Source organism: Kumtagia ephedrae, from assembly GCF_003012745.1.
Lineage (GTDB): Bacteria > Pseudomonadota > Alphaproteobacteria > Rhizobiales > Rhizobiaceae > Kumtagia > Kumtagia ephedrae.
The window spans coordinates 200443-227195 of sequence record NZ_PXYK01000003.1 but is presented as its reverse complement, the minus strand read 5'-3'; the positions used below and the strand labels follow the sequence as shown (position 1 = coordinate 227195).

Here is a 26753-nt window from a genome sequence, read left to right as displayed (position 1 = left end):
GTTCTATGGCGGGCCTACAAACACAGCGGGAGGTTCCGATGTCGACGCTCGATGCTGCCCGGAACGCGGGCCAATCCATGTCGCTGAAAAGCTGGGCGATGCTGGTGCTGCTCGGGGCCATCTGGGGCGGCTCATTCTTCTTCGCCCGCGTCGCCGTCGCCGAGATCCCGCCGCTGACGCTGGTGCTGTTCCGCGTCGCCCTGGCGGCGATCGCCCTGCACGTCTATCTGGCTGCGCGCGGGCTTTCCTTCCGCCTCGCCCTGCCCTATGCCGCCGGCTTCTTCCTGCTGGCCCTGCTCAACAACGTCATCCCGTTCTCGCTGATCTTCGCCGGCCAGACCGAGCTCGGCGCCGGCCTCGCCTCGGTGCTCAACGCCACCACGCCGTTCTGGACGGCGCTGCTCGCCAACAGCCTGACGACGGACGAGAAGCTCACCTGGAACAAGGTGGCGGGCATCCTGCTCGGCATCGCCGGCACCGCCATCATGATCGGCCCCGGCCTCGTCGCCGGACTGGGCGGCCCTGTCTGGGCAAAGTTCGCGCTGGTCGGCGCCTCCGTCTCCTACGCCTTTGCCCTCATGGTGGCCAAGCGCTTCAAGGGCGTGCCGCCGACGGTGGTCGCCACCGCGCAGCTCACCGCCTCGACCGTCATCATGCTTCCCGTCGTGCTTGCCGTCAGCGGCGACGAAGACCTGTTTTCGGCGGGCGGGCATGTCTGGGCCGCCGTCGCCGGCCTAGCGCTGGTGTCGACGGCCTTCGCCTATATCCTCTATTTCCGCCTGATCGCCGATGCCGGCGCCACCAACGCCTCGCTGGTCACGCTGATCGTACCGGTCAGCGCCATCCTTCTCGGCACCGCCTTCCTCGGCGAGCGTCTGGAACCGGTCGAGATTCTGGGCATGGCGGTCATCGCGGCCGGATTGGTGACCATCGACGGGCGGCTGTTCGGCGGCATGACCCGGCGTTCCTGACGAATTCCGCCACAATTTCGCGAGACCGGATTCCCGAAATCTTTTCAACGGCTAACGGCCGAACCCGGCGGGAGTTTTCCATAGTTCCGCCGCAATGCAGCATGTTTTCCGCTTGTCTGCCGGGCAAACTCGCTTAGATTCCGCCTCCATGCTCTACTCATGGAGGCATCGCATGGGACTTGCACGGTCAGTCAACGCTCTGATGATTTGTGCTGCGTTCGCCGTTATCGGCGCCCTCATTATGGGAGTTCTTCCGTGACCGCATGAGTTTGGGGGGTATCGGAGCGGTTCCGGTACCAGAGACGAGAAAGGCCCGCCGGCGACGGCGGGCCTTTTCGTTTGAGAAGCTTCTGCCGCTCAGGCGGCGGCCGACCCTGCGTCCACGGCGGGCTCGTGCGCCCGGATGCCGATCATGTGGCAGATGGCGAAGACCAGGTCGGCGCGGTTCATCGTGTAGAAGTGGAAATCCTCGACGCCCCGCTCCATCAGGTCCATCACCTGCTCGGCCGCGACGGCCGACGCCACCAGCGCATGCGTCTGCGGGTCCTTCTGCAGCCCGTCGAAGCGCTCGGCCAGCCAGGCCGGCACATGCGCGCCGGCTCGCGAGGAGAAGTTGGCGACCTGCGAAAAATTGTGCACCGGCAGCACGCCCGGCACGATCGGGATATAGATGCCGGCCCGCCGCGCCCGCTCGACATAACGCTCGTAGAGATCGTTGTCGAAGAAGAACTGGGTGATCGCCCGCGTCGCGCCACTGTCGACCTTGCGCTTCAGCATGTCGATGTCGGTGGCGAAATCCGGGCTCTCCGGGTGCTTTTCCGGATAGGCGGAGACGGAGATGTCGAAATCGCCGACGGCGCGCATGGCGCCGACCAGTTCGGCGGCATTGGCATAACCTTCCGGATGCGGGCGGTAGCGCGCGCCGACGCCCTCGGCCGGATCGCCGCGCAGCGCCACGAAGCGCTTCACGCCCATCTCCGCGAATTCGGCGACCACCTGGTCGACCTGGTCGCGCGTCGCGTCGACGCAGGTCATGTGGGCAGCCGGCGTGAGCCGCGTCTCGGTGAGGATGCGCCTGACGGTACGCGCGGTGCGCTCGCGCGTCGAGCCGCCGGCACCGTAGGTGACGGAGACGAAGCGCGGCCCGAGCGGCTCCAGCCGCGTCACCGTCTGCCAGAGCTTTTCCTCCATTTCGTCGGTTTTCGGCGGAAAGAACTCGAAGGAGACGCGAATCCTGCCGCCCATGTCGGGACGGCGCGAGAAACGGAACTGGTTCATCAGGCGGTTTCTCCCTGCAGCGCTGTGTTCGGGCGGTCGGCGATCAGCATGCGGCGGTCGCGGCCGAGCCAGAGTTTCACGGTGAGCGTCGCGTCGCCGGCGACGCGCGGCTCGAAGGCCTCCGCCAACTCGACGTCGAGGTCTGCCTCGGCAAACCATTCGGCGATCTGCTGGTCGGAGAAGCCGAGGCGCAGATGCGCATGGTCGTCGCGCAGGAATTCCAGCGCATGCGACGCGAAGTCGACGATGACGAGCCGGCCGGACGGGCGCAGCAGCCGCGCCGCCTCGCGGATCGCCGCCCCCGGCTCCTCGAGATAGTGCAGCACCTGATGGATGGTGATCAGGTCGAAGCTGTCACGCTCGACGGGCGGGGCAAAGATGTCGCCCTGGCGCACCTGCGCATGCGACACCCCTGCCCGATCAAGATTGGCGCGCGCCACCGCCAGCATCTCGCGCGAGAGATCAACGCCAACGCCGCGGCGATAGAGCGGTGCGAACAATTCCAGCAGCCGCCCCGTGCCGGTGCCGAGGTCGAGCATGGACTGGAACGGCTTCTTGCCGACGGCGGCGAGCAGCGCCGCCTCGACGGCCCGGTCCGGTGCATGCAGGCTGCGCAACTGGTCCCAGGAGGCGGCGTTGCGGCTGAAATAGGCGCTCGCCTTCTCCTGGCGGCGCTGCTTCACCGCATGCAGCCGCTCGAGATCGCGATCGACCTGCGGGTCGCGTTCATGCACGCGCGAGACGATGCCCTGAACGAATTCGCGGATGTCCTCGTCGTCGGAGATACGGAAGAACGCCCAGGAGCCTTCCTGATAGCGCTCCACCAGCCCCGCCTCCATCAGCAGCTTCAGATGACGCGACACCCGCGGCTGCGACTGGTTGAGGATTTCGGTGATGTCCGAGACGGTCAGATCGCCGCGCGAGATCAGCGCGAGGATGCGCAGCCGGCTGGATTCGGCCGCCGCCTTCAATATATCAACCATCTGGTCGAGGGTTATGCGCATGGACGTACAAGCCAACAAGACATAAACATATCTTTATGTGAAGAAAGGTTCGACTGCAAGAGCCATGTCGCTTGAGGACAAGAAAATGCCGCTCGGGGAAGATGCCATGTTCGAGACGCGCGACGGCGAGGTGGCCCTGGCCGGGGACCCCGCCGCGCAGGCTGGCGACGCCCATCTGGTCTTCATCGGCGTGATCCGCTCGCCCTGGAAGCGGCGCGAGGACTGCCCGAAGAACATGCGCGAGGCGCGCGAGCGCGGCGGCGGCGCGACGGTGGAGATCGCCCCGGCCTACCGGCCGGGGCTCGAAGGCCTTGCCGCGACCAGCCACGTCGCCGTTCTGAGCTGGCTGCATCATGCGCCGCGGAATCTGATTGTGCAGAAACCCCGGCATGCCGTTCAATCGAAAGGCGTTTTCGCGCTGCGCTCGCCTGTGCGCCCCAACCCGGTCGGATTGCATGTGGTCCGTCTTGTCGACGTCGATCCGACCTCGGGAGTACTTTCGCTGGAGGCGATCGACGTGCTCGACGGAACGCCGGTCATCGACATCAAGCCGTACTTCGCCTCGACCGACGCCGTGCCGGACGCCGCCTATGCCAAGGGCCAGACATCCGGGGACGGGTCGAGCTGATGTCGACGCAGCGGCAGCGGGCGATCGCCAAGGTGCTGACGGCGCTGCTGCCGCAGGCGCCTTATGCCGATACGGAGAAGATCAGGGCCGACGCCAATGCCAGGCACCTGAAGACGCTGCCGCCGTCGGTGGCGGTCTGGCTGGCGACGGTGGCGCATGTCCGCCACACCCATACCGATTACGAGGCGCTGCTCGAGGATGATTACGACCGCGACTCCGCCCGCTTCTTCGTCGTCGACCAGATCAATGCGATGCTGACCCGCTGGCGGGCGACCCGGCTGCTCGATCCGGACGACGAGGAGGTGTAGCGGCGGTATCCGACCTGTCTGCGGGCAACCCCTCCCAATCGAGACGGCCGTCGAACTAGGCCCGATAGATCCATTGCTCCGGCACGCGCACCGACACCTCCTCGCCGAGCGCCACCCTGCCCGGCTTCTCGACCCAGGCGACTAGGCCGCGCAGGCGCTTCGCCACCTTCGGAAAGAGCAGCGCGCCGGCCTCCTCGTCGGCCATGCCGGCACGGACCGCTATCTGCTTGCCGGCAAAGCGGCACGGGCCGTTCTGCGCGTCGATCTTCACCGTCGCGCCGCCCTTGAAGAACAGCAGCGTGCCGGCGGGCAGCATCGACAGATGCGGGATGCCGTCGAGCAGAAGGTTGGCGCCGGTCCATTCGGGCAGTATCTCCGCCAGCCCCATGCGGCCGGCCACGACAGCCAGCTCGTCCGGCGCGACGATCGACAGCTGCCGCTCGTTGCGCATCTCGGTACCGCGCGGATACCAAGGCTCGCGGCTGCCGGATCGCCGGGTCGGGCCGGCATGGAAATCGCCGGGAATGCCGTCCAGCGCGAGGTCGAGCGTTTCGGCCGCGCTGGTCTCGAAATGATCGCCTGCCGCGGCATAGAGGCCGGCAACGCGGCCGGCGAGCTTCCTGGCGGGAATGATGTCGAAAGCGGCGTCGCCGGCAGGCGGCATGGGCAGGTCGAGCATAAGGTGTCCCCTACATCATCCTCAGCAGCCCGCCGCCGATCGAATAGCCGGCGCCGAAGGCGCATAGCAGACCCCAGTCGCCGCGCTCCATGTCCTTGTGGTTCTCCTGCATGGCGATGACCGCCCCGGCCGCCGCCGTGTTGCCCAGCCGGTCGAGCACCATCGGCGCGCGGTCGGGGCCGACGTCGTGGCCGAACGACAGCCGCAGGATCATGGCGTTCATGCGCGCATTGGCCTGGTGCAGCCAAAAACGTCTTATGTCGTGCGGCGTCAGCCCGTGCTCGGCCAGGAAGTCGACGATGAAGCGGTGGCCTGCCACCGTCACTTCCTTGAACACCTTGTTGCCGACCTGCTTGATGAGATTGCCTTTGGCGGGAATGGCCGAAGGATCGTCCAGCCCGGCGCGCAGGAGAAAGCCGAAATTGGTTCGGATGTTGTTGGAGAACTGTGTCCAGCCGCGCGTGTCGATGACCTCGAAGCGGCCGGGCCGCTCCTCCAGCCGCTCCACCACCAGCGCGGTGGCGGCGTCGCCGAAGATGAAATGCGTCTGCCGGTCGCGGAAATCGAGATGGCCGGTGATGATCTCCGGCGTCACCACCAGCACCCGCCGCTGCGCGCCCGAGCGCACCAGATTGGCGGCGACATGCAGGCCGGCGGCGGCCGACGAGCAGCCGAGCCCCATGTCGAAGGCCGCGCCCGGCGCGCCTAGCGCGCTCTGGATCTCGATGGCGATGGCCGGATAAGGCCGCTGGTGGTGCGAGGCGGCGCAGATGACCATGTCGATGTCGGCACCCTCCAGCCCGGCATCGTCGAGCGCCCGGCGCGCCGCGCCGAGGCCGAACTCGGCCATGACCGACAGCTCGTCGTCGCCGCGCGGCGCGATGCGCGGCGCCATGCGCTCGGGGTCGAGGATGCCGTCCGGCGTGTGCACATGGCGCGACTTCACGCCCGACGCGTGCTCGATGAAATCGGCGGCCGACTTCGCCAGCGGCGGCTCGCCGGTGCCGGCGCGGCGCGCGTTCTCGGCCTCGACATAGGTGTTGAAGCTGTCGACCAGCTCGTCGTTGCCGATGGAGGTTTCTGGGATCAGGACGCCGATCCCGCTGATCATGACGCGGTGCATGCTCTTCAAGACTTCCTTACATCCGCGCGATCAGCGCGCGCCGGTCCGCCCCGGCTTCGGCGTCACATTGCGCCGCACCCGTTTACGCCGATTTAAGCGCGCCGCAAAGGGTGCGATGCAGCATAAAACCGGGCGGCGCCGCCTCTCGCGCCGCTGCCGTCGCCTCTCCATGGTCCGCCACGAATGCTAAGCCGCCCGCTGCGCGACGATGAACAGCCGGGGAAATCGCAGCAGCACCCGGCCGTCGACGCGCGGCGGGTAGGCTTCGGCGATGCGCGCGAGATAGAGGGCGAGGAACTGCCGCTTCTCCTCCTCGTCGAGCGGATCGAGAAACGGCTTCAACCCGGTCGAACTCACCCAGTCGACGATCGCCTGCGCGTCGGCGAGCGGATGGTTGTAGGCGGTGTGCCAGATGTCGAGGCGCGCCGCCCGCGGCGCCAGAAGATCGTAATAGGCCGCGACCGGCGGCAGCGGGTCGCGCGCCGCGCCGGCCAGCTTGGCGGCGAAGGACACGGCCGCCGCCGTCTCGCGCATCAGCCGGTGCGAGGGCTCGCCGAGATTGTCGGGCATCTGCACCGCCAGCACTCCGCCCGGCGCGAGCCGGCCGAGCAGCTTCACCAGCAGCGCCGGGTGGTCCGGCAGCCACTGGAACACGGCATTGGCGAAGATCACGTCGACCGGTTCTTCCGGCGCCCAGCCCGCGGCGTCGGCGAGCGCGAAGCTCAGCCCGGGCAGCCGCGCCCGCGCCTTGTCGATCATGTCCGGCGAGGTGTCGATGCCGCTCACCTCGGCCCCGGGCCAGCGGGTGGCGAGCAGCTCGGTCGAATTACCGGGACCGCAGCCGATGTCGACGACCCGGCGCGGATTTTCCAGCGGGATCTGCGCCAGGAGGTCGCGCGCCGGGCGCGTCCGCTCGTCCTCGAATTTGAGATAGAGCGATGCGGACCAGTCTTTTATCATCTTTCGCATCGTGCGAGCCGAGCCTGCGAGGATTGGAGAAGGACGTTCGATCCGCCTTGTTTGCAGAACCGTTGCTAGATCGATCGCGCCGCCGCCACAAGCGCCGTCGTCGCCACGCCGCGGAAAATCCGCGGGGCTATCTTCGCTTCTCACGCCCGGCGGCGGCGCCGTCACGAGGTGTCGGGGCGCTGCAGGGCGTCGAAGGCAAGCCCGTGCAGTTCGTTCAGCACCTCGTGCACCGGGTGGACGGGCTTTCGCCGCCAGCCCGGCGGGCGGCCGGGCTTCAGCGGCCGCATCCGTTGGAACCGGCGCGTGCCGCCGGCTTTTCCGTCTTGCGTACCGGCGGCGCGGCCTTTGTTCTGCGTGAGGGCGGCATCGCGGCCGGCCCGCCAGCGGGCGAAACGTCTTGCCTGGGCCGGCAGGTCGTCGAGTGCGGCGGCCAGCGCCTCCAGCCGCAGGGCGACCCGCGTCGCATCGACCGGATCGTCGGGCGACGGCGGGGGCGGTATGCGGAACGGCACGCTGTAGCCCGGAAAGGAGATGCGCGGCACGCTCCTGGGGACCCACCAGGTGCGGCCGTTCCAAGGCCGGGGCATCCGCAGCGGATCGAGCAGGGGCAGCGACGCGACACGCCGGGCGAGGTTTTCCGCCGGCACCGGCACGCCGGGACGGCCGGCCTTGCGCGGGATCGCGGGTTTCATCTCGTGCGGTTGGGGCGTCGGCAGGGCGACCACCAAGCCGCGCGCGGCCACGACGATCAGCCGCCGCACCGCCGCCTCGGCCGGATACAGCAGCTTGACCACGGCGCGGCGGAGATGGCGCGGCAGGGTGAATACCGGGTCAAGTGCCGGGGACAGTTTACTTTTTTCGGCCCGCGAAAACCTTGAAGCGGCTGTGCCCTTCTGCCGAAACAAAGTAAACTGTCCCCTGAGTTCCCCGAGATCCAGCCCGGCCATGGAAAGGAGCATGGCGAGGATACGCTTCAGCGCCTCCCTGTTCTTCTCGATTGCCGCATCCCAGTCCACCGCCGCTTCCTTCCTGCACAGGCGGCGGTATTATCGCTCCGGTCGGGAGGGGCGGGGATAAGTTTGGGAAAACAATCCTGACGGATGCTGACAACGGGACTGGCGTCAGAACACGAAGTACCGGCCTTACTCCGGCGCCTTGTCGCGAGCCTTGCGGGCGATCGCCGAGACGTCCCGGTAGATTTCGTCGAGCCGGTCGTCCAACGCATCCAGTTGCTCGGCGGCCAGCCCGAACACCTCGTGGCAGGCGCCGCGGACTTTCTCGTCCTTCACGCCCTCCAGGATGAGATCGAGCGCGTCGACCCGGTAGCGCGCCCGCTCCAGCGTCTCCTTGGCTGCGATCAGTTTTGTGCGGATGTCGTCAAGACGGTCGAGGTCTTCCATGGCGGTCGCTCTTGGTTCGCACGGACGCACAGGATAGCGGACTTCAGCGGGCTTGTTTACATGCCGCCGAAATACGGCGCTCCACGCGCCATATCTGGGGACGACGTCGCGCGGAACAGGCAAATAGAACGGACACTTCCGCCGAATCGTGCGATCTTGACACGCACAATATGTTCTGCTTTTGTTCGAGTTCAAGGGGATCGTCATGAATGCCGAAGCGATGAATGCCGCCATCGATTTGGCCAAGAGAACGGCCGGAAAGCGCTTCCAGACCGTGCTTGCCGACCCGCCATGGCGCTTCACCAACCGCACCGGCAAGGTCGCCCCGGAGCACCACCGTCTGTCTCGTTACGGAACCATGACGACGGACGACATCTGCGCGCTTCCGATCGCCGAACTGACCAAGCAGCCGGCGCATCTGTATCTCTGGGTCCCGAACGCGCTTCTGCCCGACGGGCTGCGCGTGATGCAGGCGTGGGGATTCGAGTACAAGTCCAACATCGTCTGGCACAAGGTGCGGAAGGACGGCGGCTCCGACGGGCGCGGCGTCGGCTTCTATTTCCGCAACGTGACCGAACTTCTGCTGTTCGGCGTGCGCGGCAAGAATGCCCGCACCGAAGCCCCCGGCCGCAGCCAGGTCAACTACATGTCATCGCGCAAGCGTGAGCATTCGCGCAAGCCCGACGAGCAGTACGACCTGATCGAAAGCTGCTCGAAGGGGCCGTATCTGGAGCTGTTCGCGCGCGGAACGCGGCCGGGTTGGACCTACTGGGGCAACCAGGCCGACGAGGACTACAAGCCGACCTGGAAGACGTATGCTTATAATTCGGCGGCCGAAGCTGCGGAATGAGCAGGCTACCGAAAATCGATCTGATCGCTGGCTGGGACTGTTACGACTGGCGCAATGCACGAACGATCCTGCAATTTGGCCATGCGGATGAGTGGCGGGACATCATCGAGGTGCTCACCTCGGCGCGGCTGCCACACAGCGCCATTTCGGCGAAAGGCGGAAGCAAGACCGAGACGGCGACGGCCATCGATTCCGAGTTCTACAAGCGCGGCTGGATCGAGAAGAAGTTTGAGACCAAGATCGTGGTCGACGAGATTGAAAGCGAAAGTCCGACACACAAGGTCGACTGCTTCAAAGGCAAGATCGCGCTCGAAGTCGAATGGAACAACAAGGACCCGTTCTACGACCGCGATTTGAACAATTTCCGGCTGCTCTACGATCTGAGGGTCGCGGATGTCGGAGTAGTCGTCACACGTTCGACTGAACTCCAGCAATGGTTGCACCGGCGCCGGGTGGAATTCGGCCGCGATGCCAGTACCTTCGGCGGCTCAACCACTCACTACGACAAGCTGGAACCGCGCATCGTGGGTGGCGGGGCCGGCGGCTGCCCAGTGCTCGTATTTGCAATGACACCGGCAATCTATTTGGATGATCGCGATCTAATTCCAAGTGACTAACGAAGGCATTAATGTACACGAACATATGCTGGAGCTAGCGCTTGGTGCGCTAGCCCATGCAAATTGGCATGCCAACTATCATAGCTTTGAGAATTCACGCTGGTCGGAACTGTCAGTTCTCCAAGCGGCTCATGCCTGCGAAATCTTAATAAAAGCGCGGATTGCCCAAGAACATCCGCTTCTTATTTTTGAGCATTTGCCAAAGCCACAACCGGGACAGGCGTCCCTCTCGATCCGCGAACTAGTGGAAGGCGGAAGGACGTATCAATATTCCGATCTACCAGATCGACTATGGGCCACCACAGGAATTCGGCTGCCCGGCCTGGAACGCCACAAGGAATTTGGCCGTCTACGAAATACAATTCAGCACTTCTTAGCGCCTTCATATATGGATATATCTTACGAAACCATAGCGTTTATTTATGAAGTGATAGATCCGTTTATCAATACGAGCTGGGGGCTATTTGCAGTAGACTACAATGAGGATCACGAAGAATACATATACCTGGTGGGAGGATTAATAAGGCGAGGAGTTCGTTTCCTAGCGTCGCCTGGAATGATGGAATGCTTCGACTCCATTGATTTTGAATGGCCTCAGGGTGATTCGGAATATAGAAAATTTATGGAATCACGATTTGAGGTAGCAAGAGCTGCCTACCCACCGAGAGCGCCTTCGCGGCGTTCTTCTCGATCCGAATGAGCCAGGCCACGCCAGGCGAGACTCAGCGGGTCAGACCGAGGCGCTCCCGCACCTCTTCCAGAGTGTAGAACTCGACGTCGCCGCTGTTCAAGCGTTCGAGCGCGGCACGCCCACCGCATGCGCCGCCTGATCGGCGCTCAGCCCATCCTTCATCGCGCGCCGCCATCGCGCCACCGCGTCGCGTCTTCTCGTCGCTTCGATAGTTGTGGTCTGCGCGCCGAGAAGACGCGACACCCGGCCAGCATTGCGTATAACATGGCCGGGCAGGCCAAAAACCTGCATGGGGTTCTCCTGGGATTCGAGCTTCGCAACCCGAGTTACGGAGAACCCCTCCCTCAATGCAAGAATCTCATATCTGTCTGAGCGGGGTCACGCACCCCTACCGCGTCAGCCGCTTGTACGTCATCCTGTGCGGGTTGATGGCGTCCGGTCCCAGGCGGCGGACCTTGTCCTTTTCATAGTCCTCGAAATTGCCCTCGAACCACTCGACATGGCTGTCGCCCTCGAAGGCGAGCATGTGGGTGGCCATGCGGTCCAAGAACATGCGGTCGTGGCTGATGATGACGGCGCAGCCGGCATAGCTTTCCAGCGCGTCCTCCAGCGCTGCCAGCGTCTCGGTGTCGAGGTCGTTGGTCGGCTCGTCGAGCAGGAGCACGTTGCCGCCGGTGCGCAGCATCTTTGCCAGGTGCACGCGGTTGCGCTGGCCGCCGGAGAGGTTGCCGACCTTCTGCTGCTGGTCGCCGCCGCGGAAGTTGAAGGACGAGCAGTAGGCGCGGGTGTTGGCCTCGAACTTTCCGAGCTTCACCACCTCGGCGCCGCCGGAGATTTCCTCCCAGACCGTCTTGTTGGGATCGAGCGCGTCGCGGCTCTGGTCGACATAGCCGAGTTTCACCGTCTCGCCGACGCGGATCGAGCCGGAATCCGGCGTCTCCTGACCGGTGATCATCTTGAACAGCGTGGTCTTGCCGGCGCCGTTCGGGCCGATCACGCCGACGATGCCGCCGGGCGGCAGCTTGAACGACAGGTCCTCGATGAGCAGCTGGTCGCCAAAACCCTTCGACAGGCCCTCGACCTCGATGACGACGTTGCCCAGCCGCTCGCCATGCGGGATGACGATCTGCGTGTCGCTCGGCCGGCGCTTGTCAGCCTGCTCCAAAAGGTCCTCGAAGGCCTTGATGCGCGCCTTGGACTTCGTCTGCCGGGCCTTCGGCGAGGAGGCGATCCACTCGCGCTCGCGCGAAATCGCGCGCTGGCGGGCGTCGTCCTCGCGGCCCTCCTGCTTCAGGCGCTTGGCCTTGGCTTCGAGATAGGCGGTGTAGTTGCCCTCATATGGGATGCCGCGGCCGCGGTCGAGCTCGAGGATCCAGCCGGTGACGTTGTCGAGGAAATAGCGGTCGTGGGTGATGATCAGCACGGCGCCCTTGTAGGCGCGCAGGTGCTTTTCCAGCCACGCCGTGGTCTCGGCGTCGAGATGGTTGGTCGGCTCGTCGAGCAGCAGCAGGTCGGGCTCGGACAAGAGCAGCTTGCACAGCGCGACGCGGCGGCGCTCGCCGCCCGAGAGTTTGGTCACGTCGGCGTCCTTGGGTGGGCAGCCGAGCGCCTCCATGGCCATCTCGACCTGCTGCTCGAGGTCCCACAAATTGAGGCGGTCCATCTCGTCCTGGAGCTTCGCCGATTCGTCGGCGGTCTCGTCGGAGTAGTTCATCATCAGCTCGTTGTAGCGCTCGATGATGGCGGTCTTCCTGACGACGCCTTCCATGACGTTGCCGAAGACGTCGAGCGCCGGGTCGAGCTGCGGCTCCTGCGCGAGGTAGCCGACGGTGGCGCCTTCGGCGAGCCACGCCTCGCCGGAAAATTCCTTGTCGATGCCGGCCATGATCTTGAGCACGGTCGACTTGCCGGCGCCGTTGGGGCCGAGGATGCCGATCTTGGCGTCGGGATAGAAGGAGAGGTGGAGGTTTTCCAGCACCTTCTTGGTGCCGTAGGCCTTGTTCAGGCCGGCCATGTGATAGATGAACTGGCGTGCCACGCGCGCAAAACCTTTCGGACGCTGTTACGGGAGTTGCGCGCTATGTAGGCGAACGAGCGGCAAACGGCAATCGCCAAGTGGCGAATATGGCCGCTGGCGGCATGCGCGAAGCCATATCGCGGCAACGCGCCGCCGGAATCCCCGACACAGCCCGGGCGCCGGCGCCGGGTGGCGCCGGCGCCCGGAATGGGTCAGATCACGGCGAAGTCGGCGTTGGTGAGCGCCGGCAGGCCGGTGAGGACGGCGAACTGGATGCGCGCGCCCGCGCCGGTCCCGTCGGCATCGTAGAACAGCGCGCCGGTGTCGGTTTCGTAGAGGATCCGGTCGCTGGCATCGTGAGCGAGGCCGGTGGTGCTCGCCCAGAAGGCCGAGGCCACCAGCGTGCCGAGGCTCAGCGCGGCGAAGATCGCGTCGTCCAGCCCGATCGTGTCGTTGGGCACGTTGAAGTCGGTGACGGTGTCGACATTGGTCGAGGCGCTCAGCGCCGTGCTGAAGACAAACAGGTCCTTGCCGGTCCCGCCGGTCAGCGTGTCCTTGCCGGCAAGGCCCTTCATGGTGTCGTCGCCGCCCTTGCCGTCGAGCTTGTTGGCGCCGCTGTTGCCGACCACCTCCTGGCCGATCTCGTTGCCGGTGAGGTCGATGCCCGACGTGCCGGCGGTGCCGTTGGTGGCCAGCCGCTCGACATGCGCGCCGGCGGTGAGCACGTAGTCCACCGCCGCCATCACCACGTCGTAGACGCCCTGTGCCGCGGTCTCGACGACGACGTCGGCAGCATTGTAGACGCGATAGGTGTCGTTGCCGCCCAGCCCCTTCAGCGTGTCGGCGGCACCCGCCCCGCCGTCGTGCAAAATGTTGTCGCCGGCATTGCCGGTGATGTCCTGCTGCAGCGCATTGCCGGTGAGGTCGATCGCCGCGGTGCCGCCGGAGGACGTCGTCGTCAGAACCTCGATATGGACACCGGCGCCGAGCGCGAAGTCGACGGCCGCCGCCACCCGGTCGCTGCCCTGGCCGGCCGCTTCGGCCACCGTCGTTCCGGCGGCATAGACTAGGTAGATGTCGTCGCCGCCCAATCCGTTCAGGGCGTCGGCCACGCCGCCGCCGTCCTTCAAAGTGTTCGCGCCGGCATTGCCGGTGGTCGTCTGCTTGAGCGCGTTGCCGCTTAGATCGATCGCCGTCGTGCCCGCCGACGACGTCGTCGTCAGCAGCTCGATGGAGACGCCCGCCGCCAGCGCGTAGCTGGCGCGTGCCGCGACCCGGTCGGCGGTGCCGTTTCCGGCCGTCTCGGTCACCACGTCTGCGGCGGAATCGACGAAATAGACGTCACTGCCGGCACCGCCGGCCATGCTGTCGTCGCCCGTGCCGCCGTCCAGGGTATCGTTGCCCGTTCCGCCGCCGCCGCTTCCCGGCGTGCCGCCTGCGGAGATCTGGAGATCGTAGAGCGCTCCGCTGCCGATCGGGCCGTTGGAGGTGCTGCTGACATAGGCGCCGACCTCGATGTAGTAGGTTCCGGCGGTCTTCACCTGGTAGGTCAGGTAGGAGTCGAAGCTGCTGGTCGACCCTCCGGCTCCCTCGGTGACCTGGCTGTCGTCGTCGAAGGCGACGGCGGTGCTGGTCGGATCGTACAGGAAAAGAAAACTGTCGACGCCGGACGTGTTGTCGATGTCGAAGGTAAGCGTCGTCCCGGCATTGACGGTGAGCTTGTAGTAGTCGCGGTTGCCGTCGCCGGTCCCGCTGATCGTCACATGCGGCGTGGCGGTGGAGTCGATGATGTTGGCATTGGAAGCGAGGCTGAACTCCTTGGTCACGTCGATCGCCGTCGCCAGCGATATGTTGCCGGCGCCGGCCGGCTTGACGACGACGCCGTCGCCGAGTTCGACGCCGGGCGGAATGCCGGGTATTCCGTCGCCATAGAGCGTGTCGGCAGCGCTCCCGCCATAGAGCTTGTCGCTGCCGAAACTGCCGACCAGCGTGTCGCCGCCGTCATTGCCCCGCAAGGTGTTGTTCGCCTGGTTGCCGACGATCGAATCGTTGCCCGATCCGCCGGTGGCGTTCTCGATCAGCGAGCGGGTGTCGTTGTTGTAGAGCAGCGCATTGGCGACATTGCCCACGGCCGGCGCGACGCCGCCGCTGTAGGCGCGGTGGTTGACGAGCTGGGCGGCCGAGAAGGTCGAGAACGCTCCGGGCGCGAGATCGATCGACAGATCGGTCGCGTAGTTGGAAAGGTCGTAGGTGTCGACGCCGTTGCCGTCCCACAGCGTCATCGAGATCTTGTTGGAGGTGGGAGCGCCCTGCCCGACGCCGTCGATGGACATCTCGCCGGTGGTCGGGTTCCAGCTATAGACGGTGGCGCTGCTGTTCGTGTCGAAGTTCGCGCCATAGAGATATTGCAGCGCGGCGATGTCGTTCTGCATGTAGGTCTGGGGCTGGTTGAAGCCCTCGCCCTGGAAGGCGACGGGAGCGCCCGGATCGGAACGATAGGTCATCAGCGACCAGTCCTGCCCGTCGTGGTTGGCGGGCAACTCGGCCGAGCCGTAGCGCGGTCCGCCGCCGCCCGGCGGATCGAGATATCCCTCGCCGGCGAGATCCACGGCGGTGTAGTCCTGATGGCCATGCTTGAGGCCGAGCGCATGGCCGATCTCGTGCAGGATGGTGGCCATGCCCCAGTTGCCCATCGCCGGCGTGTCGTAGAAGGGCTGGCCGGTCATGCCGAACCAGACGTCGCCGGCCTGCTCCGAACTGGACGGGAAATTGGCATAGGCCGACGGAACATCGTCGTAGGACGTCTGGCTGAAGCGCAGCTCGGCATGCGTTGTGGCCGATTCGGCGACCTCGGTGAAGGTCAGATTGGTATAGGACTGCACGAGGCTCAGCGCATAGCGGACGGCGTCCTGCTGCATCGCGTTGAAGGCGACATGCTCGGCCGGTTCGGTACCCGCGGGATATCCCTCGTCGGCATAGAAGGTGCCGCTGGTGGGAAAGCTGAAGGTGAGATTGCTCAGCGTCCATCGCGAGCCGATAAGGGTGGCATCGATGTCCTGGTTGCCGCTGAACTCGTAACGGCCGTCGGCGGCGTCGAAGACCTGGCTGATCAGCGCGGTTCGCCCCGCGCCGTACGCGTCGCCGGGCTCTTGCTCCCGCATGTCATAGGGAGGTCTCATCTGGTCGAACTGCGGCGGGGCGACCGAGACGGAACCGCTCGGCATCGGAGCGTCGATCTCTTCGCTCGCGAACCGCGAGACGGTCTGGCACATCATGCACATGGTTTGGACCCCTTGTTGCCTTCAACTGCCCGGTGGCGTCGGCGTCCGGCAAATGCCTCAGCATTGCCGAAGCGATCGCCGATCCGGGTTGCGCCGCAGCGATGATCGCGGGCGCCTACTCCGCATCGCCCCAAGATTCAGGTCGTTCTCCGGAAGATTTCTCCGGTATCAAACACCTCCGCACGAAAGGCCGAACAATATCCCGGCCATATCAGCTTGTCATATCGTGCATGCCCGCCCGAATCCTGATAAGCATCGTCTTATTCAAAATAAAACATGCCCGCCGCAACAAATAACCCAAGATGTTACTACAATATCCCCTTGCTTTCAACATGCCACCGGTTAGAATTTGACGAACCAGAAAATAGACTTTTCGTCATTTCCGCAGCATCGGCTTGCGGAATGGCGGCTTGACGCCGCCCCGCTGCCCATGGAGAGTCGCGCGAGGGGGAAGCATGCCGTTCGACGAAGAGACAGGCCTCGTTTCGCCGACCGGCGCGAAGCTCGCCCTTTTCATCCATCATGCACGCGGCAAGCCGGCCGGCATCGTCCAGATCAACCATGGGCTGGCCGAGCACGCCCGCCGCTACGCCCGCTTCGCCGACGCGCTCGCCTCACGCGGCTTCCATGTCTATGCGCACGACCATCGGGGTCACGGCCTGACCAGGGCCCCGGACGCACCTGCCGGCCGCTTCGCCGCGACGGACGGCGTCGCCACGCTGCTCGGCGACGTCGATGCCGTCCACGCCCTCATCGCGGAACGCCATCCCGGCTTGCCGCAGATCATCTTCGGGCATTCGATGGGCGGCCTCGTCGCACTCAATTCGGTGCTGCGCCGCTCCGATCGGCTGGCCGGCGCGGCGATCTGGAATGCCAATTTCTCGGCCGGCCTGCTCGGGCGTCTCGCCCAGGCGATCCTCGCCTGGGAGACGTTCCGGCTGGGGTCCGACGTGCCGTCGCGCATCCTGCCAAAACTCACCTTCCAGGACTGGGGCCGGAAGGTTCCCGATGCACGCACCGCTTTCGACTGGCTGTCGCGCGATCCGGCCGAGGTCGGCGCCTATATCGCCGACCCGCTGTGCGGTTGGGACGCGTCGGTGTCGATGTGGCGGGACGTCTTTCGCATGGTGTTCACCGGCGCCGACGACCGCAGCTTCGCCGGCGTGCGCCGCGACCTGCCGTTCCATCTCGCCGGCGGCGGCGCCGATCCGTCGACGGACAACGGCAAGGCCGTCGAACAGCTCGCGGCGCGGATGCGGGCGATGGGCTTTTCGAATCTTGAAACAAGGATTTGGCCGGAGACGCGGCACGAAGGCTTGAACGACATCAACCGCGACGACATCACTGCGGATTTCATCGGCTGGGTGGAACGGGTCGTCTCGGCGACGTGATGGTCACCGCCTTGGTAGGCCTACAACGTACTGCCGATATCGACCAAGCGATCGACCTGCTGCTTGCGCCCACGCGGCGCGAATTTCAATCGTCGACGCGGACGGCCGCTTCGAGCGCCTGTCGACCGGCGACGCCATGATCAAGGCGCTGCGCAAAAGCGCGCCGGCGATGCCGGTGGTCTCTGCGATGCTCAAGGAACCCGTGAGCCCATCCGCGCAAGAGCCTCCAGCAGCCTGCGCCTGATGCAGGAAGCGCATGTTTCGGCCGTGGCTCCTCGACGATTCCGACCGTCTGATCGGCCTGGTGATCTACGAGAATCTTGGCGAGATGACGATGGTGCGCGCCGCCCGGCCGGCGGCGCGAGAGACGGGACGATGAAGCGCCACCTTCGGTCCGTTGGGCCGGAAGGTGACAGCCCGCTCACACTTTGCTACGCAGCGCTGGGTGCAGAGGCGCAATTCATCGCATTTTTTCTCGGGTGGGGCATTATGAGAAAACCCGAAACGATAGCCCGTGAACGGCGGGACCATTGGCGAAAGCTGCTGGACTTCGTCGATCGTCATGAACAAGCAAGCTGGATTTTTCGGGGCGTAGCAGATGCCGACGGCCACAAGCTCGTGCCGAAAATCGGACGAAAGACCGAGATATACGATCCCGCGACAGAACGAGTAGTCTTCGCCAATTTCAAGCGTCGAGCGAGGCAGTACGTCGATATTGGTCAGATGAGTGATTGGGAAGTTCTCGCCCTCGCCCAGCATCACGGTCTTCCAACCCGCCTTCTCGATTGGACCACGAACCCGTTGGTCGCCGCCTATTTTGCGGTCACCAGCCAGCCGATGGACAAGACAGCACGTGTCTACGCCGCATGGGCTCCGCAAATCATAGATGTTGACACCAACAGCAGCCCCTTTGATTGCCATGAAGTCCGAGCTTACGTTCCGACATCCGTAACTCCGAGGATCGTTGCGCAACGCGGGCTTTTTACAATTCATCCCGATCCCACTTCTCCTTGGGACGTGCACTCCACGGCGACCGGACGTGGCACTGCCGCTGCCGAAAAGGAATTCGACATTCCCCGCCAATTCCGTGCATACTTTGAGCGAAAGCTGTTTCAGGTTGCTGTTGATGCAGCAGCGATAATGTCCGATCTGGACGGAGTTTGTGAAACACTCGCTTGGCAGTTCCGGAGCCGAGTTGCTGTCGGCATATTCAACTATTAGGAGGCGGCTGTGGGCCACTCTTTGGCAAAGCGTTCGTCAGCGGAGAATCCAAAGGTTCGTGCGGTCGTCGATGCGGTAACGTCATTTGATCTTCCGAGCTCCCCGTGGTGGACCGAATTAGACGCCCTTTCCACGCATACCACCTTGGATGGTTTGGAGGTCGATCCCGAAGGCATTATTCTGGAGGGTACCAAACGGTTTAAAGGGGTCATGAATATCTATCTAGCCCTGCAGTATGGCGATAGCAGTGATGATGGATTTCAGACTACCGAATCGTTTCTTGGGCGTTTCTCAGGACATTTTGACCAACATGGAACCCCTCATGTTGATGCCGTTTCGATTGATACGTCATCGTTCTACGAAGGCGAGGAACGCTAGCGTGACATTCCGCCAGGGAGTCTGCTAGGCACATCGCCATCCCAGACGGAGTAGCCTAGTACCTTCCATGGCCAATCCCCCCCTGCACGGCGTCCGCGTCATCGAGCTCGCCCGCATCCTGGCCGGCCCGTGGGCCGGGCAGTTGCTGGCCGATCTCGGCGCCGACGTGATCAAGGTCGAGAGCCCGGATGGCGACGACACCCGCAAATGGGGGCCGCCCTTCGTGACGGGCGAGGACGGCGAGAACCTGTCGGCCGCCTATTACCATTCCTGCAATCGCGGAAAACGCTCGATCGCCGTGGATTTCTCGACGCCCGAAGGCGCCGAAACGATTCAAAGACTGGCGGCTTCCGCCGACGTGCTCATAGAGAACTTCAAGCTCGGCGGGCTGAGGAAATACGGCCTCGACTACGGGAGCCTGCGAAAAATCAATCCGCGGCTCGTCTACTGCTCGATCACCGGCTTCGGCCAGGACGGCCCCTATGCGGCGCGCGCCGGCTACGACTTCATCGTGCAGGGCATGTCCGGCCTGATGTCGATCACCGGCGCGGCCGACGGCGAGCCGCAGAAGGTGGGCGTCGCCGTCACCGACATTTTTACCGGCCTCTATTCGGTGATCGCCATCCAGGCGGCGCTCCGCCACGCCGAGGCGACCGGCGAGGGCCAGCATATCGACATGGCACTGTTCGATGCGCAGATTTCCGTGCTGGCCAACCAGAACCTGAATTATCTCGTGTCCGGCAAGGCGCCGTCGCGCATGGGCAACGCGCACCCCAACATCGCACCCTACGAGGTGCTGCCGGTCTCGGACGGCCATTTTATCCTTGCGGTCGGCAACGACGGGCAGTTCAGGAAGTTCTGTTTCGTCGTCGGACTGGACGGCCTCGCCGACGATCCGGATTTTTCCACCAATTCGGCGCGCGTCGCCAACCGGGTGGCCTTGCGTGCGGCGATGGTAGAAAAGCTGGCGCATTTCGAGCGCGACGCCCTGCTGGCGAAGCTCGAGGCGGCCGGCGTGCCGGCAAGCCCGATCAACACGATCGCCGACATGTTCGCCGACCCGCAGGCGATCGCGCGAAAGATGCGGCTCGACCTCGACGACGGCCACGGCAACACCCTGCCGTCGGTGCGCTCGCCGATCGTGTATTCTCAGACGCCGCTGGTCTATGATCGCCCCTCGCCGCGCCTCGGCGAGCACACGGCGGAAATCCTTGCCGAACTGGAGGGCTCATGAAAACCGGCGGACAGCTCATCGTCGAGGCACTCGAGGCCAACGGCGTCGACCGCCTCTATTGCGTGCCGGGCGAGAGCTATCTCGCCGTGCTCGACGCGCTGCACGATTCGCCGATCAAGACCATCGTCTGCCGCCAGGAAGGGGGTGCTGCGATGATGGCCGACTGCCACGGAAGGCTGACCGGAAAACCCGGCATCTGCTTCGTCACCCGCGGCCCCGGGGCCACCAACGCCTCGGCCGGCGTGCACATCGCCATGCAGGATTCGATCCCGATGATCCTGTTCATCGGCCAGGTCGCCAGCAATGCGCGCGAGCGCGAGGCGTTCCAGGAAGTGAACTACCGGGCCTTCTTCGGCCCGATCGCCAAATGGGCGACAGAGATCGAGGATGCCTCGCGCATTCCCGAGATCGTCACCCGCGCCTTTTCGGTCGCCACCTCCGGCCGGCCGGGTCCGGTGGTGATCGCGCTGCCGGAGGACATGCTGGTGAGCGAAGTCGAGGCGCCGGCGGCGAAAGCCTGGACGCCGGTGGAGACGCGGCCCGGCGAGCCGGAGATGCGGCAGCTGGCCGACCTGCTGGCCAACGCCAGGCGACCCTTCGCCATACTCGGCGGCACGCGCTGGACGGCGGACGCCAAATCGGCCTTCGAGAGGGCGGCGGAAGCCTGGGCGCTGCCGGTCGGTGTCTCCTTCCGACGGCAGATGCTGTTCGATCATCTGCACCCCTGTTACGCGGGCGATGTCGGCATCGGCCCGAACCCGAAGCTCGCCGACTATGTCAAGCAGGCCGATCTGGTGCTGCTGGTCGGCGGGCGTTTCGGAGAAATGCCGTCGTCGGACTATACGCTGCTCAAAAGCCCCTACCCCGACCAGACACTGGTTCACGTCCACGCCGATCCGAACGAACTCGGCCGCGTCTACAGGCCGACGGTCGCGATCAATTCATCGCCCGCGGCTTTCGCCGAAGCCTTCGCCGCGACGGCACCGAATGCGCCGCCGATCTGGGAAACCGAGGCCGAGCGCCTGCATGCCGCCTATCTCGACTGGTCGACGCCGCCCGAGAGCGGGCCGGGGCCGGTGCAGATGGGGCCGATCCTGGCCTATCTGGAGAGCGTGCTGCCGGACGACGCGATCCTCACCAACGGCGCCGGCAACTACGCGACCTGGGTGCATCGCTTCCACCGCTCCCGCCGCTTCGCAACGCAGGCGGCCCCCACTTCCGGTTCGATGGGCTACAGCACGCCGGCAGCCGTCGCGGCAAAACAGCTTTTCCCGGATCGCGACGTCATCTGTTTCGCCGGCGACGGCTGTTTTCTGATGAACGGCCAGGAGTTCGCGACCGCCATGCAATACGACCTGCCGATCATCGTCATCGTCGTCAACAACGGCACCTACGGCACCATCCGCATGCATCAGGAACGCGAATATCCCGGCCGCGTCTCCGGCACCGACCTCGTCAATCCGGATTTTGCCGCGCTGGCCCGCGCCTATGGCGGGCATGGCGAGACGGTGGAAAAGACCGCCGACTTCGCGCCGGCCTTCGAGCGGGCGCGCGCCAGCGGCAAGCCGGCGATCATCGAGGTAAAGCTCGACCCCGAGGCGATCACGCCGACGCGGACGCTGACGGATATCCGGGAAGGGCGGTGAGATCAGCGATAGACGTCGCCGCGATGACCGATATCGATGACGAGAACAATCAAACGTCGATCCTCGATCCGGCAGATGATGCGATAGTCGCCAACACGGTATCGCCATTGCCCCCGCAACGCGCCAGATAGCGCCCGCCCTTGCGAGCGTGGATCGTCGGCGGCAGCAATTCGCTCGTCGAGGAATGTGACGATTCGGCGCGCGACCTTTCGATCGAGCCTTGACAGTATCTTTTCAGCGGGCTCGGTATATTCAATCGTCCAAGCCAAGCCGGCGTCTCACTTCAGCGGAGGTGTAGGTTCTGATCTCACCACGCTCAAGCTGATCGAGTATCTGCTCTGAGCGCCGGATATCTTCCTGATCTTCAAGATCTTCCAGTCCGCGCAAAATCGCCTCGCGAAGGATGGTCTCCCGCGTGCGCCCGGTGCTCTTGGCGAAGCGCTGTAGGATCGCTTCGATATCGGCGTCGATGGAAACGGTGGTCATCGCAAATCTCCAAGATTTAAGTATAGCATCCCAGAGAATCGCCGGCGACTCCTTAACGGGAATGAGGAGGCGACACCGATTGGTGCTTGTCGCATGGAGCAGCGGCACAAAAGGACAGTCGCCCGCCCTTTCCCGATCGTGCGTGGCAGCACCCCCGCTCATCCCGTGCGCTACATCGCTCTCTCCACCTGGCCGCGGATCTCGCCGCCGGCATGCGCCGCGGTGTGGATGTTGACGTAGTACTGGCCGGCCATCAGGTCGGTCGCCTGCGCCTCCGTCAGCGTCGCCGAGCCCTTGGCGCCGCTCTTCGGATCCTCGATCGGCACCGCCACGTCGGCATTCTGGCCGGCCGCGGCAGGACCGTGGAAATGCGCGCCGGTGGCATCGCCGGTCAGACCGGAATATTCGATCGTCCAGTCGAGTTTCCTGGTCTCGGTGTCGAAGGTGATGTCGGCGGTGCCCTTGGCGGCGCTGTCGTTCGGCGGCACTTCCTGAGAAGCCTCGAGCGTGGCCGCCATCTTGACCATCTCGGCCATGGCCGGCGGCGCAGTGACGAAGGCGGCGGCCAGTGCGAGACCGGCGGCGAACGGCAGGGAAACAGACTTGCGCATGGCATTCCTCCCTTGATGAGCGCCGCGCGACTGGCGGCGGCTGTGCTGCTAACGAAGCGCGCCGGCATAGGTTTCCCATCCAGCAAAAAAGGGGCGGTCGCCCGCCCCTTCCAGATCTTCGATGAAGCCTGCGCGAGCCGCTTACTTGATCGCCTTGTCGGTGATGGCGCTAGTCCAGGCGCCGGAGGGCTCCTTGGTGATGATCTTCTGGTCGAGCAGCGCCTTGGCGGTGCGCTCGTAGGCGGCCTCGATCAGCTTGCCGTCGGCATTGTCGATCAGTTTGGCCACCTCGCCCATCATGCGCTTCTGGTGGTTCTCGTCCTGGCCGCCGTTCTCGACCACGATGCCGGCCGCCTCGTCGGCGTTCTCGGTGGCGTATTTCCAGCCCTTCATCGAGGCGCGCACGAAACGCACCATCTTGTCCTCGAAGGCCGGGTCCTTGAGCTTGTCCTCCATGGCATACAAGCCGTCCTCGAGCAGGTCGTTGCCCATCGCCGAATAGTTGAAGACGATGAGGTCTTCCGGCTTGTAGCCGGCGTCGATGAGCTGCCAGTATTCATTGTAGGTCATGACCGAGATGCAGTCGGCCTGCTTCTGGATCAGCGGCTGCACGTCGAAGGACTGCTTCAGCACGGTGACGCCGTCCGCCCCGCCCTCGGTCGACAGGCCGAGCTTGTTCATCCAGGCGTAGAACGGGTACTCGTTGCCGAAGAACCAGACGCCCAGCGTATGGCCTTTGAAGTCGGCCTCGGTCTTGATCGGCCCGTCCTTCGGGCAGACCAGCTCCATGCCGGCCTTCTTGAACGGCTGGGCGATGTTGACCAGCATGACGCCCTTGTCGCGGGCCGCCAGCGCGCCGCCCATCCAGTCGACGATGACGTCGGCGCCGCCGCCGGCGATCACCTGTTCCGGCGCGATGTCCGGCCCGCCCGGCTTGATGGTGACGTCGAGGTTCTCCTCCTCGTAAAAACCCTTCTCCTTGGCGACGTAGTAGCCGGCGAACTGCGCCTGCGTCACCCATTTGAGCTGCAGCGTCACCGCGTCGGCGGCGAGCGCCTGCCAGGCGGCCAGCGACATCGCGCCGGCGAGCAGTGAGACGATCGTTTTTTTCATGTTTCTTTCCTCTGGAGTTTGTCTATCCCCCGCGGACAGACGGATGCCAAAACGTGGCGGCCCTCTCGAACAGGGCGACCACGCCATAGAAGACCGAACCCGCGAGCGCCGCAACCGCGATTTCGGCCCAAACCATGTCGATGTTCATGCGCCCGACCTCGGTGGAGATGCGGAAGCCCATGCCGACCACCGGCGTGCCGAAGAACTCCGCGACGATGGCGCCGATCAGCGCCAGCGTCGAGTTGATTTTCAAGGCGTTGAAGATGAAGGGCGCGGCCGCCGGCAGGCGCAGCTTGAACAGCGTCTGCCAGTAGGAGGAGGCATAGGTGCGCATCAGGTCGCGCTCCATATGGCCGCTGGCCGTCAGCCCCGCCACCGTGTTCACCAGCATAGGGAAGAAGGTCATGATGACGACCACTGCCGCCTTCGATTCCCAGCCGAAGCCGAACCACATGACCATGATGGGCGCCACGCCGATGATCGGCAGCGCCGACACAAGATTGCCGATCGGCATCAGGCCGCGCCGCAGGAAGCCGAACCGGTCGGCGAGGATGGCGACGACGAAACCGGCCGCGCAGCCCATGGCGTAGCCGGCAAGGGCTGCCTTGAAGATGGTCTGCCGCACGTCGGCGGCGAGGATCGGCAGGGAGTTCGCGATGCGCGCGCCGACGGCGCTCGGCGGCGGCAGCAGGATGAAGGGGATGCCGGCCCCGCGCGTGATCGCTTCCCAGAAGATCAGCAGCCACAGGCCGAATATCGCCGGGATGACCAGCCGCAGAAGAACCCTCGCCCAGCGCGCCGCCGGCTGCAAGCCGGAGAGCAGGGTCACGCAGCGCCAGGCGAGCAGCCAGGCGGCGGCGAGCAGCAGATAGAAGGGCGCGCGCGCCGTGCCTTCGAAGCCGGCGATGCCGGACAGCAGTAGCCAGGCCGCACCATGCGCGCCGACGAACAAGACAAGCGCTGCGGCGATCGGCGGAATGCGCGCCATCGAGATCGCGCCCGCCACCAGGATCAGGTCGAAGACGAAGCTCTTGGTCTCGGCGAATGGATAGCCGGCAGCAGCCTGCTCGGTCGTCTCCGCCGTGGTCACGGGACCGAGCACGGCCGCCAAGATACACAGCAGGACGGCAAGCACGACCTGCCAGGACGGGCTGAACCACCTCATGCCGGCAAGCCTTTCCGACTGGACGACTGAATACCCCCACCCCTGGCCCCTCCCCTCAAGGGGGAGGGGTACTTTGCGGCCGCCATGCCGCGCGAAATCGTCAACGATTGGTGTCTGGCGGAAAGGCAGCAAGATTCCCCTCCCCCTTGTGGGGAGGGGTTAGGGGTGGGGGTCCGCGATCTCATGCTCCGCAGGTGTCCGACGCCAATGCGCATCATGCCGGGCGTGCTCCCATCGACCGCTCCACGATCCTGCCGGCGACCCCGACCAGCGCCACCAGCAGCGCCGCCACCACCGAGCCGGCCACCAGTGCCGCCCAGATGTCGATCGTCTGGCTGTAATAGGAGCCCGCCAGCAGCTTGGAGCCGATGCCGGCGACCGCGCCGGTCGGCAGCTCGCCGACGATGGCACCGACCAGGCTCGCCGCCACCGCCACCTTCATCGAGGCGAACAGGAACGGCACCGAGGCGGGAGCCCTGAGTTTCCAGAACACCTGCGACGGGCTGGCGAAATAGGTGCGCATCAGGTCGAGATGCATGATTTCGGGCGAGCGCAGCCCCTTCACCATGCCGACGGCGACCGGGAAGAAGGAGAGATAGGTGGAAATCAGTGCCTTGGGGATCAGCCCGGTGACGTTGACGGCCGCCAGCACCACGATGATCATCGGCGCGATGGCCAGGATGGGGATGGTCTGCGAGGCGATGATCCACGGCATCAGGCTGCGGTCCAGCGATTTCAGATGCACGATGCCGACGGCGATCAGGATGCCGAGCGCCGTGCCGAACAGGAAACCGACCAGCGTCGACGATAGCGTCACCCAGGAATGGTAGACGAGGCTGCGGTTGCTGGTGATTTTTCGCAAAAACGTGTTCTCGAAGAAATTCGCCGCCACCTGGTGCGGCGCCGGCAACGTCGGCTTGGGCTGCGACAGCGTCGCCCCGATGAATTCCAGCGTGGTCCGCGTGACGTCGCCGCGCCGGTCGAGATCGCGCTGGAACGGCGCGTTCATGGCGACGGCGCCGATGTACCAGACGGCCACCAGCACAGCGAGGATGGTGGTGACGGGGATGGTCTTGTCGCGAAGGCGGTCAGTCATGGGGCCGACCTGGTCCCCCTCCCCCTTGCGGGGTGGGGCTAGCGGTGGGGGTACCTTCCTGATTTTCCATCAATCCCAAAGCATGCAGAATTTCGATGATGCAGCCTTCGAAGGAATCAGAAAGTTCGCCGGTGGTAAGGCGCAGCACCTTGTATCCTTGTGACGCAAGCCATTCGTCACGCCGCAGATCTCGTGACATCCGGTCGGGCAGAAAATGATGCTCGCCATCGACCTCGATGACCAATCTATGCTCATGGATCACGAAGTCGGCAACATACGGGCCTATGGGTGCCTGTCGTCGAACATGGATGCCGTACCACCGGCGAAATTCTCGCAACTCGGACCAGAGTCTGCGCTCCCCGTCAGTCATCCCTCGCCGCAACTTGCGTGCGCGGGATATAGCCGCTGGCGGGATCGAGGTCGGCACGATCAGCATCCCTGCTCCTCAAGGACAACGCAAGATGGGAAAAGCATCCAAGGACGTCGCCTGGCAGCACCCCCACCCCTAGCCCCTCCCCACAAGGGGGAGGGGGACCGGATGGCACATCCCCGAGGCGCCAATCGTCGCTGGTTTCGCTCGGCATAGCGGCCGGAAA

29 protein-coding genes are annotated in these 26753 nt (G+C 64.8%); 12 read left to right on the top strand and 17 right to left on the bottom strand.

Annotation, left to right across the window (positions count from 1 at the left end; translation table 11 throughout):
• The first annotated feature begins 38 nt into the window (after positions 1 to 38).
• Positions 39 to 971 (top strand): DMT family transporter, encoded by a 933-nt coding sequence (locus C7I84_RS04320; protein ID WP_425351295.1) that lies wholly within the window; start codon positions 39 to 41, stop codon positions 969 to 971.
• A gap of 357 nt (positions 972 to 1328) precedes the next feature.
• On the opposite strand, the gene metF is transcribed toward C7I84_RS04320, so the two are convergent.
• Together metF and C7I84_RS04310 are read right to left on the bottom strand one after the other, a co-directional pair.
• Positions 1329 to 2249 carry a methylenetetrahydrofolate reductase [NAD(P)H] gene (metF, locus tag C7I84_RS04315; RefSeq protein ID WP_106770907.1) on the bottom strand — a complete coding sequence of 307 codons (921 nt, stop codon included), beginning with the start codon at positions 2247 to 2249 and terminating at the stop codon, positions 1329 to 1331.
• The gene (locus C7I84_RS04310) at positions 2249 to 3253 is read right to left on the bottom strand and encodes an ArsR/SmtB family transcription factor (RefSeq protein WP_106770906.1); all 1005 of its coding nucleotides are present in this window, start codon (positions 3251 to 3253) and stop codon (positions 2249 to 2251) included. Before C7I84_RS04310 ends, metF begins: the two co-directional genes overlap by 1 nt.
• Positions 3254 to 3338: 85 nt before the next feature.
• Here C7I84_RS04310 and tsaA point away from each other — a divergent pair, with 85 nt between their 5' ends.
• Together tsaA and C7I84_RS04300 are read left to right on the top strand one after the other, a co-directional pair.
• Complete coding sequence (tsaA, locus tag C7I84_RS04305) at positions 3339 to 3881, top strand: tRNA (N6-threonylcarbamoyladenosine(37)-N6)-methyltransferase TrmO (protein ID WP_245428309.1); 543 nt, start codon at positions 3339 to 3341, stop codon at positions 3879 to 3881.
• Positions 3881 to 4189: a DUF2293 domain-containing protein gene (locus C7I84_RS04300; RefSeq protein ID WP_106770905.1), complete on the top strand. Its 309-nt coding sequence runs from the start codon at positions 3881 to 3883 to the stop codon at positions 4187 to 4189. The genes tsaA and C7I84_RS04300 overlap by 1 nt, the downstream gene beginning before the upstream one ends.
• A gap of 55 nt (positions 4190 to 4244) precedes the next feature.
• On the opposite strand, the gene C7I84_RS04295 is transcribed toward C7I84_RS04300, so the two are convergent.
• The 5 genes from C7I84_RS04295 to C7I84_RS04275 form a co-directional block, all read right to left on the bottom strand.
• Entirely contained in the window at positions 4245 to 4868 is a 624-nt protein-coding gene (locus tag C7I84_RS04295) for an MOSC domain-containing protein (RefSeq protein ID WP_165815977.1), read from the bottom strand.
• A gap of 10 nt (positions 4869 to 4878) precedes the next feature.
• Positions 4879 to 5991 carry a beta-ketoacyl-ACP synthase III gene (locus tag C7I84_RS04290; protein ID WP_106770904.1) on the bottom strand — a complete coding sequence of 371 codons (1113 nt, stop codon included), beginning with the start codon at positions 5989 to 5991 and terminating at the stop codon, positions 4879 to 4881.
• A 186-nt stretch (positions 5992 to 6177) separates the two neighbouring features.
• Complete coding sequence (tam, locus tag C7I84_RS04285; protein ID WP_106770992.1) at positions 6178 to 6948, bottom strand: trans-aconitate 2-methyltransferase; 771 nt, start codon at positions 6946 to 6948, stop codon at positions 6178 to 6180.
• Positions 6949 to 7121: 173 nt separating this feature from the next.
• The gene (locus C7I84_RS04280; protein ID WP_106770903.1) at positions 7122 to 7976 is read right to left on the bottom strand and encodes a hypothetical protein; all 855 of its coding nucleotides are present in this window, start codon (positions 7974 to 7976) and stop codon (positions 7122 to 7124) included.
• Positions 7977 to 8102: 126 nt separating this feature from the next.
• The gene (locus C7I84_RS04275; protein ID WP_106770902.1) at positions 8103 to 8360 is read right to left on the bottom strand and encodes a hypothetical protein; all 258 of its coding nucleotides are present in this window, start codon (positions 8358 to 8360) and stop codon (positions 8103 to 8105) included.
• A gap of 205 nt (positions 8361 to 8565) precedes the next feature.
• Between C7I84_RS04275 and C7I84_RS04270 the strand changes: the two genes are divergently transcribed.
• Genes C7I84_RS04270 through C7I84_RS04260 form a run of 3 tightly spaced genes read left to right on the top strand, consistent with a single transcriptional unit; the run spans position 8566 to position 10527 of the window.
• Positions 8566 to 9210: an MT-A70 family methyltransferase gene (locus tag C7I84_RS04270; protein WP_106770991.1), complete on the top strand. Its 645-nt coding sequence runs from the start codon at positions 8566 to 8568 to the stop codon at positions 9208 to 9210.
• Positions 9207 to 9827, top strand: a complete 621-nt coding sequence (locus C7I84_RS04265) for a BglII/BstYI family type II restriction endonuclease (protein WP_106770901.1) — start codon at positions 9207 to 9209, stop codon at positions 9825 to 9827. Before C7I84_RS04270 ends, C7I84_RS04265 begins: the two co-directional genes overlap by 4 nt.
• A complete protein-coding gene (locus C7I84_RS04260) occupies positions 9820 to 10527 on the top strand; it encodes a hypothetical protein (protein WP_207770965.1) in 708 nt (235 codons plus the stop codon). The genes C7I84_RS04265 and C7I84_RS04260 overlap by 8 nt, the downstream gene beginning before the upstream one ends.
• Positions 10528 to 10614: 87 nt before the next feature.
• Here the strand turns inward: C7I84_RS04260 and C7I84_RS04255 are convergent, their stop codons facing one another.
• From C7I84_RS04255 to C7I84_RS04245, 3 genes are all read right to left on the bottom strand, one after another.
• On the bottom strand, positions 10615 to 10809 hold the full coding sequence (locus C7I84_RS04255) for a hypothetical protein (RefSeq protein WP_106770900.1): 195 nt from the start codon (positions 10807 to 10809) through the stop codon (positions 10615 to 10617).
• 97 nt (positions 10810 to 10906) lie between these two features.
• Positions 10907 to 12556, bottom strand: a complete 1650-nt coding sequence (gene ettA / locus C7I84_RS04250; protein ID WP_106770899.1) for an energy-dependent translational throttle protein EttA — start codon at positions 12554 to 12556, stop codon at positions 10907 to 10909.
• Positions 12557 to 12747: 191 nt separating this feature from the next.
• On the bottom strand, positions 12748 to 15759 hold the full coding sequence (locus tag C7I84_RS04245; protein ID WP_165815976.1) for a M10 family metallopeptidase C-terminal domain-containing protein: 3012 nt from the start codon (positions 15757 to 15759) through the stop codon (positions 12748 to 12750).
• A gap of 512 nt (positions 15760 to 16271) precedes the next feature.
• Here C7I84_RS04245 and C7I84_RS04240 point away from each other — a divergent pair.
• The 6 genes from C7I84_RS04240 (at position 16272) to C7I84_RS04225 (ending at position 21686) form a co-directional block, all read left to right on the top strand.
• Positions 16272 to 17207, top strand: coding sequence for an alpha/beta fold hydrolase (locus C7I84_RS04240; RefSeq protein ID WP_106770897.1), 936 nt, complete (start codon positions 16272 to 16274; stop codon positions 17205 to 17207).
• A gap of 256 nt (positions 17208 to 17463) precedes the next feature.
• Entirely contained in the window at positions 17464 to 17586 is a 123-nt protein-coding gene (locus C7I84_RS30835) for a hypothetical protein (RefSeq protein WP_280954213.1), read from the top strand.
• Positions 17583 to 18428, top strand: coding sequence for an FRG domain-containing protein (locus C7I84_RS04235; protein ID WP_245428308.1), 846 nt, complete (start codon positions 17583 to 17585; stop codon positions 18426 to 18428). Before C7I84_RS30835 ends, C7I84_RS04235 begins: the two co-directional genes overlap by 4 nt.
• A gap of 9 nt (positions 18429 to 18437) precedes the next feature.
• On the top strand, positions 18438 to 18806 hold the full coding sequence (locus C7I84_RS29615; protein WP_133170055.1) for a pPIWI-associating nuclease domain-containing protein: 369 nt from the start codon (positions 18438 to 18440) through the stop codon (positions 18804 to 18806).
• Between the two features lie 67 nt (positions 18807 to 18873).
• The gene (locus C7I84_RS04230; protein ID WP_106770896.1) at positions 18874 to 20040 is read left to right on the top strand and encodes a CaiB/BaiF CoA transferase family protein; all 1167 of its coding nucleotides are present in this window, start codon (positions 18874 to 18876) and stop codon (positions 20038 to 20040) included.
• Positions 20037 to 21686, top strand: coding sequence for a thiamine pyrophosphate-binding protein (locus C7I84_RS04225; protein WP_106770895.1), 1650 nt, complete (start codon positions 20037 to 20039; stop codon positions 21684 to 21686). Before C7I84_RS04230 ends, C7I84_RS04225 begins: the two co-directional genes overlap by 4 nt.
• A gap of 2 nt (positions 21687 to 21688) precedes the next feature.
• Here C7I84_RS04225 and C7I84_RS04220 read toward each other — a convergent pair whose 3' ends face one another.
• The 7 genes from C7I84_RS04220 to C7I84_RS04190 all read right to left on the bottom strand — a co-directional run bounded on the left by C7I84_RS04220 (position 21689) and on the right by C7I84_RS04190 (position 26593).
• Entirely contained in the window at positions 21689 to 21955 is a 267-nt protein-coding gene (locus tag C7I84_RS04220; protein ID WP_106770894.1) for a type II toxin-antitoxin system RelE family toxin, read from the bottom strand.
• A complete protein-coding gene (gene relB / locus C7I84_RS04215; protein ID WP_106770893.1) occupies positions 21939 to 22172 on the bottom strand; it encodes a type II toxin-antitoxin system RelB family antitoxin in 234 nt (77 codons plus the stop codon). The genes C7I84_RS04220 and relB overlap by 17 nt, the downstream gene beginning before the upstream one ends.
• Positions 22173 to 22342: 170 nt before the next feature.
• On the bottom strand, positions 22343 to 22783 hold the full coding sequence (locus C7I84_RS04210; RefSeq protein ID WP_106770892.1) for a CHRD domain-containing protein: 441 nt from the start codon (positions 22781 to 22783) through the stop codon (positions 22343 to 22345).
• A 141-nt stretch (positions 22784 to 22924) separates the two neighbouring features.
• Positions 22925 to 23896, bottom strand: a complete 972-nt coding sequence (locus C7I84_RS04205; RefSeq protein ID WP_106770891.1) for an ABC transporter substrate-binding protein — start codon at positions 23894 to 23896, stop codon at positions 22925 to 22927.
• 22 nt (positions 23897 to 23918) lie between these two features.
• Complete coding sequence (locus tag C7I84_RS04200) at positions 23919 to 25061, bottom strand: ABC transporter permease (protein ID WP_106770890.1); 1143 nt, start codon at positions 25059 to 25061, stop codon at positions 23919 to 23921.
• Between the two features lie 214 nt (positions 25062 to 25275).
• Complete coding sequence (locus C7I84_RS04195; protein ID WP_106770889.1) at positions 25276 to 26157, bottom strand: ABC transporter permease; 882 nt, start codon at positions 26155 to 26157, stop codon at positions 25276 to 25278.
• Complete coding sequence (locus C7I84_RS04190) at positions 26150 to 26593, bottom strand: endonuclease domain-containing protein (protein WP_245428307.1); 444 nt, start codon at positions 26591 to 26593, stop codon at positions 26150 to 26152. Before C7I84_RS04190 ends, C7I84_RS04195 begins: the two co-directional genes overlap by 8 nt.
• Positions 26594 to 26753 lie beyond the last annotated feature (160 nt).

Excerpts from the sequence above, each read along its gene's own strand:
- C7I84_RS04320 (WP_425351295.1), top strand. The coding sequence starts at position 39 with ATGTCGACGCTCGATGCTGCCCGGAACGCGGGCCAATCCATGTCGCTG.
- metF (WP_106770907.1), bottom strand. The coding sequence starts at position 2,249 with ATGAACCAGTTCCGTTTCTCGCGCCGTCCCGACATGGGCGGCAGGATT.
- C7I84_RS04310 (WP_106770906.1), bottom strand. The coding sequence starts at position 3,253 with ATGCGCATAACCCTCGACCAGATGGTTGATATATTGAAGGCGGCGGCC.
- tsaA (WP_245428309.1), top strand. The coding sequence starts at position 3,339 with ATGCCGCTCGGGGAAGATGCCATGTTCGAGACGCGCGACGGCGAGGTG.
- C7I84_RS04300 (WP_106770905.1), top strand. The coding sequence starts at position 3,881 with ATGTCGACGCAGCGGCAGCGGGCGATCGCCAAGGTGCTGACGGCGCTG.
- C7I84_RS04295 (WP_165815977.1), bottom strand. The coding sequence starts at position 4,868 with ATGCTCGACCTGCCCATGCCGCCTGCCGGCGACGCCGCTTTCGACATC.
- C7I84_RS04290 (WP_106770904.1), bottom strand. The coding sequence starts at position 5,991 with ATGCACCGCGTCATGATCAGCGGGATCGGCGTCCTGATCCCAGAAACC.
- C7I84_RS04275 (WP_106770902.1), bottom strand. The coding sequence starts at position 8,360 with ATGGAAGACCTCGACCGTCTTGACGACATCCGCACAAAACTGATCGCA.
- C7I84_RS04270 (WP_106770991.1), top strand. The coding sequence starts at position 8,566 with ATGAATGCCGAAGCGATGAATGCCGCCATCGATTTGGCCAAGAGAACG.
- C7I84_RS04265 (WP_106770901.1), top strand. The coding sequence starts at position 9,207 with ATGAGCAGGCTACCGAAAATCGATCTGATCGCTGGCTGGGACTGTTAC.
- C7I84_RS04255 (WP_106770900.1), bottom strand. The coding sequence starts at position 10,809 with ATGCAGGTTTTTGGCCTGCCCGGCCATGTTATACGCAATGCTGGCCGG.
- C7I84_RS04245 (WP_165815976.1), bottom strand. The coding sequence starts at position 15,759 with ATGCCGAGCGGTTCCGTCTCGGTCGCCCCGCCGCAGTTCGACCAGATG.
- C7I84_RS04240 (WP_106770897.1), top strand. The coding sequence starts at position 16,272 with ATGCCGTTCGACGAAGAGACAGGCCTCGTTTCGCCGACCGGCGCGAAG.
- C7I84_RS30835 (WP_280954213.1), top strand. The coding sequence starts at position 17,464 with ATGTTTCGGCCGTGGCTCCTCGACGATTCCGACCGTCTGATCGGCCTG.
- C7I84_RS04235 (WP_245428308.1), top strand. The coding sequence starts at position 17,583 with ATGAAGCGCCACCTTCGGTCCGTTGGGCCGGAAGGTGACAGCCCGCTC.
- C7I84_RS04230 (WP_106770896.1), top strand. The coding sequence starts at position 18,874 with ATGGCCAATCCCCCCCTGCACGGCGTCCGCGTCATCGAGCTCGCCCGC.
- C7I84_RS04225 (WP_106770895.1), top strand. The coding sequence starts at position 20,037 with ATGAAAACCGGCGGACAGCTCATCGTCGAGGCACTCGAGGCCAACGGC.
- relB (WP_106770893.1), bottom strand. The coding sequence starts at position 22,172 with ATGACCACCGTTTCCATCGACGCCGATATCGAAGCGATCCTACAGCGC.
- C7I84_RS04210 (WP_106770892.1), bottom strand. The coding sequence starts at position 22,783 with ATGCGCAAGTCTGTTTCCCTGCCGTTCGCCGCCGGTCTCGCACTGGCC.
- C7I84_RS04205 (WP_106770891.1), bottom strand. The coding sequence starts at position 23,896 with ATGAAAAAAACGATCGTCTCACTGCTCGCCGGCGCGATGTCGCTGGCC.
- C7I84_RS04200 (WP_106770890.1), bottom strand. The coding sequence starts at position 25,061 with ATGAGGTGGTTCAGCCCGTCCTGGCAGGTCGTGCTTGCCGTCCTGCTG.
- C7I84_RS04195 (WP_106770889.1), bottom strand. The coding sequence starts at position 26,157 with ATGACTGACCGCCTTCGCGACAAGACCATCCCCGTCACCACCATCCTC.
- C7I84_RS04190 (WP_245428307.1), bottom strand. The coding sequence starts at position 26,593 with ATGCTGATCGTGCCGACCTCGATCCCGCCAGCGGCTATATCCCGCGCA.